This window comes from Rahnella perminowiae (assembly GCF_019049755.1).
Lineage (GTDB): Bacteria > Pseudomonadota > Gammaproteobacteria > Enterobacterales > Enterobacteriaceae > Rahnella > Rahnella perminowiae.
In genome coordinates this window covers 1-12720 of sequence record NZ_JAFMOS010000495.1, presented here as the reverse complement: position 1 = coordinate 12720, position 12720 = coordinate 1, and the positions used below count along the sequence as shown (strand labels likewise).

The following is a 12720-nucleotide window of genomic DNA, read 5'->3' as shown; positions in this document are numbered from 1 at the left end:
ATTTCTTTCAGTCTTTCGGCTAACAACTTCCCCCGCCAGCCACTGATTAATTCCGGCTGTGATTCTTTATCTTTTAACTTCCAGTGATAGGTCAGTAACTGATTAATCTGGCGACGTGAAGCCAGCATTTCCACGCTCAGTTTGCTTTCCTCACTGACAGTCTGAATGAGTGCTTTAATATCCTTAAACACTTTGCGGTAACCCGGCTGGTCAATCAGGTTCAGAACCGGTGCGGGGAGTTCAGTTTCCTCCAGTGCATGAGATTCTTCCACCAGCGCCAGCAACGTACGTCCGTGATAGCGAATTTCCGGACCACTCAGACCCAGCGCTTCCAGCTCCCCCAGCGACGTTGGCTGATAGCGCGCCACCTGCCAGAGGTTTTCCTCACGTACGACAAAATTAACGGCCAGATCACGCTGGCGGGCCTGGTTAAGGCGCCACGCGGCTAACAATTTCAGGCAACCCAGCTGACGCGGACGCAACTGAAAAGCGTTACTGATTTCCAGATAAGCCAGTTCCGGTTGCAGCACCTCTTTACGACGCCGGCACAGGGCAAGGCATTCATCCAGTGCAGCGTCCATCCACCCTGCTTCCCGGGTTTCGCGCATCAGTTGATCGGCCAGCGGCAGCAAATACCACACATCTGCAGCGGCATAGACGCACTGTTTTTCGCTCAGCGGACGGGCGATCCAGTCGGTGCGCGATTCACTTTTATCCAGCTCGACGCCGGTGGTTTCCGCCACCAGACGCGCAAAACCACAGGATAATGGGCGCCCGCTGAAGGCGGCGAGGATCTGCGTGTCAATCAGCGGCGAAGGCATCACCCCGAAGGCATTCAGAAACACTTCAAGGTCTTCACTGCCTGCGTGAAGGAATTTGATAACATCAGGGTTAACCAGCAAATCGATGAAAGGTTGCCAGGCGGTGATCGGCAAAGGGTCAATCAGCGTCAGACGTTCGCCATCAAATAGCTGGATGAGCCCCAGTTGCGGGTAGTAAGTGCGGGTGCGGACAAATTCGGTATCCAGCGCAATTTTACTGTGCGCTTTTGCCTGAAGACAAACTTGCTCAAGCGCGTCATTGGTGGTGATCAACTGATAATTCAAAACGTCATTCTCTTAATCATTACTGCGTTATAACGTGACAACGCCGGACAGCGCCGGCGTTATGAATCTGACTCTTTCTGACTGAACAGGCAATCTGCTATGCCGCATCCTGCTTCGGACGGGCTTTAGGTTTCACCTGCTCGTCACGAAGTTCCCTTCTGAGGATTTTACCGACATTTGACTTCGGCAACTCATCGCGGAACTCAACAATCTTCGGTACTTTGTAACCGGTTAATAACCGGCGGCAATGTGCGAGTAGCTCTTCGCTGGTCAGTGAGGCGTCTTTCTTCACCACGCAAATTTTGACGATTTCACCCGACGACTCATTCGGCACACCAATGGCGGCAACTTCGAGTACCTTGTCATGTTGTGAAACCACCTCTTCAATTTCGTTAGGGTAAACATTGAAACCGGAAACCAGAATCATGTCTTTTTTACGATCGACAATCCGTAAGAAGCCCTGCTCATCCACTGTAACGATATCGCCCGTCGATAACCAGCCATCTTTTAGCACCTCGTCGGTGGCGGCAGGGCGTTGCCAGTAACCCAGCATAACCTGTGGACCTTTGACCCACAGCTCTCCAGGCTGGCCCGGTGCAACATCCTGTCCGTTATCATCCACAAGACGGACTTCCGTGGACGGGACCGGCAGGCCGATACTGCCACTGTAATGTTTCAGATCATACGGATTGCCCGCCACCAGGGGTGAACATTCTGTCAGCCCGTAACCTTCCAGCAGATGTTTACCGGTCAGCTTTTCCCACTTCTCAGCCACTGATTTCTGCACCGACATTCCGCCGCCGACCGAAAGACGCAGCGAGGAGAAATCAAGCTCACGGAAATCTTCATTATTGAGCAACGCGTTGAACAACGTATTTACACCGCTGATGGCGGTGAACGGATATTTACCGAGCTCTTTGACCATCCCCGCGACATCGCGCGGGTTGGTGATAAGCAGGCTCTTACCCCCCAGTTCAAGAAACAGCAGGCAATTCACTGTCAGGGCGAAAATGTGGTACAGCGGGAGCGCGGTCACTACCAGCTCATGCCCCGGCTGTAACAATGGCGCATAGGCTGCTTTCGCCTGCTCCAGATTCGCCTGCATGTTACGGTGAGTCAGCATCGCCCCTTTCGCCACCCCTGTGGTTCCACCGGTATATTGCAGGAACGCCAGATCATCATTAATGATTTCAGGTTTGATGTATTGCAGACGACGCCCGCGCTGTAAGGCGGTGCGGAAGGAAATCGCGTTCGGCAAGTGGTATTTCGGCACCAGCCGTTTGATATATTTCACCACAAAGTTAACCAGGGTACCCTTCGCCGCAGAAAGCTGATCGCCCATCCGGGTGAGGATCACATGCTTAATCTGGGTTTTGTACACCACTTTTTCCAGGGTATGGGCGAAGTTGGAAACAATCACAATGGCACTGGCACCGCTGTCGTTAAGCTGATGCTCAAGTTCGCGCGGCGTATACAGCGGATTGACGTTGACCACCACCATACCGGCGCGCAATACACCAAACAGGGCAATCGGATATTGCAGCAAATTAGGCATCATCAGGGCAACGCGATCGCCCTTTCTGAGTCCCAGTTCATTTTGTAAATAGGCGGCGAAAGCACGGCTGCGCTCTTCGAGCTTGCGGTAAGTCATCACCTCGCCCATGTTGATAAATGCCGCGTTGTCTGCGTAACGCAGTGTGGCATTTTCAAACATCTCGACCAGCGAACTGTAGCGGTCTGGATCGATGTTCTCAGGAACATCTGCCGGATATCGTTTTAGCCAAACCTTTTCCAAGGTATCACTCCTGAAATCATGTTCTGTTGCCGTCTCTATTCGACGAGTTTTATCACGTCTTTAACAATATTTTAACTCAGCTTACCAGTTGCGTTTCAAACAATGTCGAGGTTGAGAGGCGGGTCACTTTTTCTGCGCCCTGACTTTGCCAAACCGTCCATGGCAAAAAATAAAAAGGCGGCAATTAAGCCGCCTTAACAACGATCTTTTCTTCATGTCATTTCTTTGGCAGCGGCACAACCCCATGTGCCGCTGCCGGTTTTACTGCCGCCGGGCGTGGTGCGCCACGAGCAGGCGGTGCGCCGTGCGGCGGAGGCGGTCTACTCGGTGACGACGTTTTCGACCCGTGCCGGTGCGGCGTTATACCAGCCTGGCCCCCAGCCGGGACCAAACCCTCGCCCCCAGGAATCATAAGGTCCACCAAAACCATAGCCCCACGGACCGATAGGTTGCGGAGGCATAACGACTTGTTGCTGTATCCGCCAGCGTTTGTAGCTGTTGACATTAACGGTGACGAAATCATAAGACGTCTGGCCGATGGTGCCTTTTTCCACACCGGTAATAGGCCCGACGACGGTCACCAGTTGATTACGGTAATCCACCGGATCCACAAAGCCGTTAATGTAGGCCATGATACGCCCGCGCGATGCCGCCCCTAAAATCGGACGAGCACCGTCATCCAGCGGAACGGTGGCGATTTCCAGACGCGTCCTGTTTTGCAGGTTGGTCACAGAGATTACTTTTCCGCCAAAACGCGACTCCTGGCCGACATACAAACCAGGCGCACCTTGTACGGCCTGTAAATTCATTTGCGGCGTAGCCGTCGTACCCCGAATCTCATCGGGTACCGTGACACAACCGGATAATACCAGCACACTGAGCGCCACGGCACTCAGCGCCATTTTCTTACCCGCAATACCTGATAACTGCTGAACAACAGACCACTTACGCATTACGATGACTCCTGTGCAAACTCTTCATTTTGACCGTCTTTTGATGCACAAGTTGCCATCGTTTATCGGCCCGGCAGCTTTTTCCACGTAACTTCATTACGCAGGTAAGTCGGTTCAGCGTCTTGCGGATTAACGCGAACACCGTTTTCCCAGAGCCGGAGCGCCATCGGCAGCATGTCTTCCGCCTGTGGCAGTAACATTTTGCCATCAAATAATTCCACCACCGGCGATTCACCCAGTAAATCTGGGTAAGCTTCCCAGCCGGTGCCTACTGTGGCAAAACGCCCGGTTAACTCACCTGCACGCGCCAGAAGCTGTTCAGGTTTGATGACCTTTTCGGTATTCTCGCCGTGCCAGACACCTTGTACATCACGGGTAAATTCCCCCCAGTACACTTCGCCCATACGTGCATCAATGGCGGCAAGCACACGATCAGCGCCGGTCTGGCGATAAGCACCCTGCGCCATCGTTTGCAACGTTGAGACAGGTAACAAAGGCAGTTCCGCGCCAAGCGATAAGCCTTGGGCAATACCAATACCGATGCGCACGCCGGTGAAACTGCCCGGGCCTCGGCCGAAAGCCAGTGCGTCGAGTTGTTTCAGGGAAAGTCCCGCTTCGGCGAGAATTTGCTGCACCAGCGGCAAAATACGCTGCGTATGTTCGCGGGCGCAGAGTTCGAAATGAGCGAGCGTTTCGCCCTGATTGTAAAGCGCAACCGAACAGGCTTCTGTCGCCGTATCAATTGCTAAAATTCGCGTGGACATGCCAGACCTCAGGCGGGGAGATTAATAAGTTATACCCTAAATACTTCGAGTTGCAGGGAGACCACAAGCTCGTGAATCCCCGGGAACTTAGATAACTAAGTGACTGGGGTGAGCGAGCGCAGTCAACGCATCTGCAACGTGAAATGTGACGGGTATAAGAGCCTTTTTCGGGGCGGCATCTTAGCATAAACAAAGGGCTAATTCTGCTCTTCGGCGTTCTGTAAAAAGCGAATCGCGTGTGTGAGATCACGGGTACGTGGTGTGGGCGGCAAACTGTTGAGGAAAACTTCGCCATAAGGGCGCATAACCAACCGGTTATCACAAATCACCATCACACCACGGTCATCCGTATCACGGATCAAACGTCCGACGCCCTGCTTAAGGGTGATAACAGCATCCGGGAGTTGTACGTCATTAAACGGATCTCCGCCGCGCAGACGGCAATCTTCAATACGGGCTTTTAGCAACGGATCGTCAGGGGACGTGAACGGCAATTTGTCGATAATCACGCATGACAGCGTGTCCCCGCGCACGTCCACGCCTTCCCAGAAACTGCTGGTGGCAACCAGTAACGCATTACCGGCTTCGACAAATTGCGCCAGCAGCTGACCTTTACTGGTTTCACCCTGCAATAAAACCGGCAGCGTCAGGCTGGCCCTGAACTCTTCTGCCAGCTCGCGCATCATTTTATGAGACGTGCACAGGAAGAAACAGCGGCCTTTGTTGGCTTCGATAAGCGGGCGCAGCATACGTGCCAGCTGTTTTGCACCGCCCTGCACATTCGATTCGGGCAAAAAGCGCGGAACACATAACAGAGCCTGTCTGGCGTAATCAAACGGGCTCGGCAGCAACAACGTTTCTGCCTCATCCAGACCCAGCCGTTCCGTAAAATGATGCAACTGGTCGTTCACCGACAACGTTGCAGAGGTGAAAATCCATGCCCCCGGTTTTTCTTTCATCATTTCGCTGAACTTGTCAGTCACCGACAACGGCGTCAGCGCCAGGACGAAATGACGTGAATTGCATTCGTACCAGTAGCTGTAACCGGGGATCGACACATCTTTCAGGCGCTTGAGACGGTTGCGGTAAAGCGTGGCGCGCTCGAAAGCGGCATCCAGCAGCGCAGAACGGCCGAGAGAGAGTTTGACCACGTCATAACAAAGTTCCAGCGCGTCATCAAGCAACAGTAAGGCGCGCTGAATGGCCGGCTGGCTAAGGACATCACGAAGATTGCCGCGAAATCCGGGCTCACCGAGCGCCAGACGGAAATCCATCGTGCTCTGGCTTAACCGGTCAGCGCTTTTCTGCAATTGCACAGAGTCACGGACCTCAGTCCGGTAAGCAATAGTGATGTCTTTCGCCATATCAAGCAGTTGGCGGCTGGTGACTTGCTGACCAAAATACTGGCTGGCAATATCTGGGATCTGATGGGCTTCGTCGAAAATCATCACGTCAGCTTCGGGGATCAGCTCGCCAAAGCCGCTCTCTTTCACCACCATGTCCGCCATAAACAGATGATGGTTTACCACCACCACATCGGCGTCCATCGCCTTACGGCGGGCTTTCACCACAAAACATTCTTTGTAAAGCGGGCAGTCACTACCCAGACAGTTATCGTTAGTACTGGTTACCAACGGCCAGACAAAGCTGTCTTCCGGCACCACGGTGCAGGTGCTGATATCACCCTCTTCCGTACTGCTTGACCAGTGACGCAGATGCGCCAGTTCACTGAGTGCCTGGCTGGCCAGATCGCCGCCGGAAAGCGATTGCTGCTCCAGCCGTTCCAGGCACAAATAGTTTGAGCGCCCTTTCAGCAGGGCCAGACGGCCTTTGAAGTTCAGCGCACTGGCAACTTTGGGCAAATCGCGGGAATACAGCTGATCTTGTAAGTTTTTCGAACCGGTGGAAATAATGACTTTTTTGCCGGAACGCAATGCGGGTGCCAGATACGCATAGGTTTTACCGGTCCCGGTTCCGGCTTCCACCACCAGCCCTTGTTTACCGCTGATGGCTTTGCTGACAGCCTGCGCCATCAGGCGCTGAGGTTCACGGGGTTTAAAACCTTCAATTTTCTGCGCCAGTGCGCCGTCTGTTGCGAAATCGTCTGTCACTGCGTCTCTCTGCCTGTACGGATCAGCAGTGATTATGCCAATCCCCCGGCCCGACTACCACCGCCATCTGTCAATCCAACGTATTCATGCTTTGTGATACCCTTAGCGGCATCATAAAAAAGTCACTAACGGGAGCTATAAACATGACCATCGAGCGTATCCGCCCTGAGCCACGGATGTCCGACATCGTTATCCATAACAACACCATTTACTACACGGCGGTACCGGAAAATCTGGACGCGGATGCAAAAGATCAGACAGCGGAAACGCTGGCGATCATTGACGCCGCGCTGGCGGAAGCAGGCTCAGACAAGAGTAAAATTCTTGATGCCACCTTGTTTCTGGTCAATAAAGATGATTTCCCGGCAATGAATGAAGCCTGGGACGCATGGGTATCGCCGGGCAATGCACCGGTGCGCTGTACGGTGCAGGCCAACCTGATGAACCCGAAGTATAAAATTGAAATTAAAATCATTGCCGCACGCTAATTGCTGATCAGCAGATATAAAAAAACCTCCCGCAGGAGGTTTTCATTCTTCGTACGTCGCAGTTTTAGATGGTAGCACCAGCAACCGCTTCTTTTGCCAGTTCAGTGATACGTGCGTAATCACCACTTTCCAGCGCATCAGCTGGCACCAGCCATGAACCACCGATACACAACACACTTTTCAGCGCCAGGTAATCACGATAGTTCTTCGGTGAAATCCCGCCGGTCGGGCAGAAACGCACCTGCGGGAACGGACCGGCAATCGCCTGCAACGCTTTCACGCCGCCATTGGCTTCAGCCGGGAAGAATTTAAATTCACGCAGACCGGCATCCAGCCCCATCATCAGTTCGGATACGGTGCAGATCCCCGGAATTAAAGGAATAGAACCGGCATTGGCTGCTTTCAGCAGAGCATCAGTCAGGCCAGGGCTAATCGCAAACTGGGCACCCGCTTCGGTCACTTCAGCCAGTTGCTCAGGATTGAGCACAGTCCCGGCGCCAATGATAGCGTCCGGTACTTCTTTGGCAATGGCGCGGATCGCATCCATTGCGCATGGGGTACGCAACGTTACTTCCAGCACACGTACGCCGCCAGCGACCAATGCTTTGGCCAGCGGAACGGCATGCTCCAGTTTGTTGATAACAATCACAGGAACAACCGGCCCTGAGGTCAGAATTTGTTCCGCGCTTGTTTTCCAGTTTTTCATCTTTTTCTCCATTTATGCCCGCAGGCACCGTTGTGATTGATGGCGCGCCCCTGCCACAGGGACCGGCAGAGACTTTCTCCGCCAGTAACCGACCACACCCGATTGGACGATACTTCTCTCCCCGTCATATCTGAAGCCGCAGCGGCTGTGCGTGTTAACCCGAATCAAGGACGCATGTCAGCTCACCGGGTCTCACTTACTTGCCGCCTTGCGGCGACTTCATTTATCTGGGGGAGCCATGACTCCCTACATTATCCGTTACTCGAATTCGTTCCAGGAACGCCCGTCGCGGGTGATCATCGCCACAGAAGCGACGGGTCCCCAGGTCCCGGACTGATACGGTTTTGGTGCTTCGCTCTCTGCCGCCCATGCGTTCATGATGGAGTCAACCCACTTCCAGGCCTCTTCCACTTCATCACGACGCACAAACAACGCCTGGATCCCGCGCATGGTTTCCAGCAGCAGACGCTCGTAAGCATCGGCAATATGCTGTTCATTAAAGGTTTCAGTAAAGCTCAGATCCAGCTTGGTCGTTTGCAGACGATGCTTGTGTTCAAGACCTGGCACTTTGTTCAGCACTTCGATCTCAATACCTTCGTCCGGTTGCAGACGAATGGTCAGTTTGTTCTGCGGCAGTTGCTGGTAAGAATCACGGAACAGGTTCAGCGCAGGATTTTTGAAATACACCACGACCTCTGAACACTTGCTCGGCAGACGTTTACCGGTACGCAGATAAAACGGCACTCCTGCCCATTGCCAGTTGTCGATATCCACACGAATAGACACGAAGGTTTCGGTGCTGCTGGTTTTTTTCGCCCCTTCTTCTTCCAGATAACCGGGAACTTTTTTGCCCTGCACAAAGCCCGCGGTGTATTGCCCGCGCACCGTGTTTTCACGCACGTTTGACTGGTCGATACGACGCAGGGAACGCAGCACCTTGACTTTTTCATCACGAATACGGTCGGTACTCAGATCAGCCGGAGGCGACATGGCGATCATGGTCAGAATTTGCAGCAGGTGGTTCTGGATCATGTCGCGCATCTGCCCCGCGTCATCGAAGTAACCCCAGCGGCCTTCGATACCGACCTCTTCAGCGACCGTGATCTGCACATGATCGATCGTGCGGTTATCCCAGTTGCTGGCAAACAGATTGTTGGCGAAACGCAGCGCCAGAAGGTTCAGTACCGTTTCTTTACCCAGATAGTGGTCAATACGGTAAACCTGGGACTCAGCAAAGTATTCAGCCACCTGATCGTTGATGACCTGAGAAGACTCCAGAGAGTGTCCCAGTGGTTTTTCCATCACGACCCGCGCAGGCTCTTTGTTCAGTCCTGCTTCACCCAGGCCGCGGCAAATCGCACCAAAGTGACTTGGCGCAATCGCAAAGTAGTTAATGGTAGCGCGGTTTTGCTGGTCGAGCATTTTGCCCAACACTTTGAAATGCTTAACATCGTTGACATCAAGGTTACAGAAATCAAGACGGGCACTGAGTTTATCCCACAGTTCCGGATCAATTTTTTCTTTCATGAAGGTGGTCAGTGCTTCTTTAACCACTTCGGTATAGGCCGCTTTGTCCCATTCCGCACGTCCCACACCGATGATGCGGGTGTCGGGGTGAATGTGACCTGCTTTCTCTAACTGATACAGGGAAGGCAACAGCTTACGGCGCGCAAGATCGCCCTTTGCACCGAAAATTACCAGATCACACGCCTGGGCTGTCTGAGTTACCGCCATGTTCTTCTCCTCAATGCAGGAATACCTAACATATTTCTGGTTGCTGTGCGTGAGCTGCAACTCGAATTATCTCGGGTACATATTGTAATTTTATTTCAGCAACAATGTACTCTGATTGCCTGTGAGCCGTAAACCATGATCTGACAAGGGGATAACTCTGCGTAAAACCTTGTTTTTATCATAAGTATCTCAGCTGCTGTCAAAACCCACAACATTCTGTAATTTTATGACAAAACTGAACAGAATTTACCATACTGAAAGTTAGATCTCGGTCAAACTCTGACAAAAAAAGCGGTTTTTTCGTCTGACTGACGCTGCCAACGGCATTAAGCGCGTAGTATATTTTCATCAAATCACTACGATTTCCTCTTTTCAAAGAAATCGTTGAAACCTATGAGTGTCATGCTTATGAATACATTGGAAAAAATCCAGACCCACCTTGACATTCTGAGTAAGTCAGAACGCAAAGTCGCCGAAGTTATTCTGGCATCTCCGCACATTGCCATTCACTCCAGTATTGCCACTCTCGCCCGCATGGCGGACGTCAGTGAACCTACTGTAAACCGTTTTTGCCGTCGCCTCGACACAAAAGGGTTTCCAGATTTTAAATTACATCTGGCACAAAGTCTGGCAAACGGTACACCTTATGTGAACCGTAACGTGGATGAAAGCGACAGCGTCAGCGCTTACACCAGTAAAATTTTCGAATCAGCCATGGCCAGCCTCGATCAGGTGAAAAACACCCTCGATATTACGGCTATCAACCGCGCGGTCGATTTACTCACCCAGGCAAAAAAGATTTCCTTCTTCGGACTGGGTGCATCAGCCGCCGTGGCGCATGATGCCATGAACAAATTCTTCCGGTTTAACATTCCCGTGGTGTATTTCGATGACATTGTTATGCAGCGCATGAGTTGCATGAATTCCAGCGAAGGCGATGTGGTGGTGTTGATTTCCCACACGGGCCGCACTAAAAATCTGGTCGAGCTGGCGCAACTTGCCCGCGAAAATGACGCCACGGTCATTGCCATCACCTCCTTTAATACGCCACTCGCGCATGAGGCAACGCTGGCTCTGTTACTGGATGTTCCGGAAGATACCGACGTTTATATGCCGATGGTTTCGCGTATCGCACAACTGACGTTGATTGATGTGCTGGCTACCGGGTTTACGTTGCGCCGTGGGACAAAATTCAGAGATAACCTGAAGCGGGTCAAAGAAGCGTTGAAAGAATCGCGCTTTGATAAGGGGATAGTCGTCCCTAACCTGTCAGAATAAGCTCGCCCACGGGTCGGCACATCAAATCATTCACAGAACATATGAACACAGCACCATTGATTTAATAGGGAGTCTGGCGGGAAATCTACGCGCAAAGTGCGCAGGGTAAATGTCAGACATGAGGTCAGCGGGTCACACAGGTGAAACCCTTTTGTATTACAATTACACCTAAACCTAATGTGGGCTCGCTGTTTTTTGCATTACCATTTTTCATCAGTTAACGGAGTTAGGCATGTCCAGAAGGCTCAGAAGAACGAAGATCGTTACCACACTCGGCCCTGCAACTGACCGCGACAATAATCTTGAGAAGATCATTGCTGCTGGTGCAAATGTTGTGCGTATGAATTTCTCCCACGGAACCCCTGAAGATCACATCCTCCGCGCTAACAAAGTCCGTGAAATAGCCGCGCGTCTCGGCCGCCACGTCGCGATCCTTGGCGATCTGCAAGGCCCAAAAATCCGCGTATCAACCTTTAAGGAAGGTAAAGTTTTCCTCAATATCGGCGACAAATTCCTGCTTGATGCCAATATGAGTAAAGGTGAAGGCGATAAAGAAAAAGTAGGTATCGATTATAAAGGTCTGCCGGCCGATGTGGTACCCGGTGACATTCTGTTACTTGATGACGGCCGTGTGCAGCTGAAAGTACTGGAAGTTCAGGGCATGAAAGTGTTCACCGAAGTTACCGTGGGCGGCCCGCTCTCTAATAATAAAGGCATCAACAAGCTGGGCGGTGGCCTTTCTGCCGAAGCCCTGACTGAGAAAGATAAAGCAGACATTATTACTGCGGCCAAAATGGACGTAGATTATCTGGCAGTTTCATTCCCACGCACTGGCGAAGATCTTAACTATGCGCGCCGTCTGGCCCGCGATGCAGGCTGTAATGCGCAGATTGTTTCTAAAGTTGAACGTGCTGAAGCGGTAGCGACAGATGAAGCAATGGATGACATCATTCTGGCTTCCGACGTTGTCATGGTGGCCCGTGGTGACTTGGGTGTCGAGATCGGTGACCCTGAGCTGGTCGGTATCCAGAAAAAACTGATCCGTCGTGCACGTCAGTTAAACCGCGCGGTGATCACGGCGACCCAGATGATGGAATCAATGATCACCAACCCGATGCCAACCCGCGCAGAAGTGATGGACGTGGCGAACGCCGTGCTCGATGGCACCGATGCGGTGATGCTGTCAGCGGAAACGGCAGCGGGTCAGTATCCGGCTGAAACCGTGGCGGCCATGGCACGCGTTTGTCTGGGTGCAGAAAAAATCCCCAGCATTAACGTCTCCAAGCACCGCCTGGACGTGGAATTCGATAATATCGAAGAAGCCATTGCGATGTCTGCCATGTACGCAGCAAACCATCTGAAAGGCGTGACAGCCATCATTTCCATGACTGAATCGGGTCGTACTGCGCTGATGTTGTCCCGTATCAGCTCCGGTCTGCCGATATTTGCCATGTCACGTCACGAACACACCCTGAACCTGACCGCGATTTACCGTGGCGTCACCCCTGTCTTCTTCGACAGCGTGAATGACGGGGTAGCGGGTGCACAAGATGCTGTGAATTTACTGCGTGATAAAGGTTATCTTTTGTCCGGCGATCTGGTGATCATCACCCAGGGTGATGTCATGAGTACCATCGGCACCACCAATACCAGCCGTATATTGCGTGTAGAATAATGGCAAAATGTAATAAGATATAAATATAGGGCCGATCATGATGATCGGCCTTCTTATTTACTCCCCCGCCCGAAAATTTACTCCCCTTTTGCATTTCCGCCCAAATGCTT

The 12720-nt window shown here is 52.2% G+C and carries 10 protein-coding genes; 3 read left to right on the top strand and 7 right to left on the bottom strand.

Annotated elements, in window-relative coordinates:
- The 5 genes from rnd to J1785_RS09955 form a co-directional block, all read right to left on the bottom strand.
- On the bottom strand, positions 1-1106 hold a 1106-nt coding region (gene rnd, locus J1785_RS09975; protein ID WP_217219330.1), incomplete at its 3' end, for a ribonuclease D.
- Between the two features lie 97 nt (positions 1107-1203).
- On the bottom strand, positions 1204-2901 hold the full coding sequence (fadD, locus tag J1785_RS09970; RefSeq protein WP_217219329.1) for a long-chain-fatty-acid--CoA ligase FadD: 1698 nt from the start codon (positions 2899-2901) through the stop codon (positions 1204-1206).
- 320 nt (positions 2902-3221) lie between these two features.
- Positions 3222-3854, bottom strand: coding sequence for a Slp family lipoprotein (locus J1785_RS09965; protein ID WP_129951110.1), 633 nt, complete (start codon positions 3852-3854; stop codon positions 3222-3224).
- A gap of 62 nt (positions 3855-3916) precedes the next feature.
- Positions 3917-4618, bottom strand: a complete 702-nt coding sequence (tsaB, locus tag J1785_RS09960) for a tRNA (adenosine(37)-N6)-threonylcarbamoyltransferase complex dimerization subunit type 1 TsaB (RefSeq protein WP_217219328.1) — start codon at positions 4616-4618, stop codon at positions 3917-3919.
- 197 nt (positions 4619-4815) lie between these two features.
- Positions 4816-6729, bottom strand: a complete 1914-nt coding sequence (locus J1785_RS09955) for a DNA repair helicase YoaA (protein ID WP_129951108.1) — start codon at positions 6727-6729, stop codon at positions 4816-4818.
- 143 nt (positions 6730-6872) lie between these two features.
- Between J1785_RS09955 and J1785_RS09950 the strand changes: the two genes are divergently transcribed.
- Positions 6873-7217 (top strand): RidA family protein, encoded by a 345-nt coding sequence (locus J1785_RS09950; protein WP_129951107.1) that lies wholly within the window; start codon positions 6873-6875, stop codon positions 7215-7217.
- 64 nt (positions 7218-7281) lie between these two features.
- Here the strand turns inward: J1785_RS09950 and J1785_RS09945 are convergent, their stop codons facing one another.
- Positions 7282-7923: a bifunctional 4-hydroxy-2-oxoglutarate aldolase/2-dehydro-3-deoxy-phosphogluconate aldolase gene (locus J1785_RS09945; RefSeq protein ID WP_129990812.1), complete on the bottom strand. Its 642-nt coding sequence runs from the start codon at positions 7921-7923 to the stop codon at positions 7282-7284.
- 258 nt (positions 7924-8181) lie between these two features.
- On the bottom strand, positions 8182-9657 hold the full coding sequence (gene zwf / locus J1785_RS09940; RefSeq protein WP_129951105.1) for a glucose-6-phosphate dehydrogenase: 1476 nt from the start codon (positions 9655-9657) through the stop codon (positions 8182-8184).
- A gap of 408 nt (positions 9658-10065) precedes the next feature.
- On the opposite strand from zwf, the gene J1785_RS09935 reads away from it, so the two are divergent.
- The gene (locus J1785_RS09935; RefSeq protein ID WP_129951104.1) at positions 10066-10935 is read left to right on the top strand and encodes a MurR/RpiR family transcriptional regulator; all 870 of its coding nucleotides are present in this window, start codon (positions 10066-10068) and stop codon (positions 10933-10935) included.
- Between the two features lie 232 nt (positions 10936-11167).
- Positions 11168-12610, top strand: a complete 1443-nt coding sequence (pyk, locus tag J1785_RS09930) for a pyruvate kinase (RefSeq protein ID WP_129951103.1) — start codon at positions 11168-11170, stop codon at positions 12608-12610.
- The last annotated feature ends 110 nt before the right edge of the window (positions 12611-12720 follow it).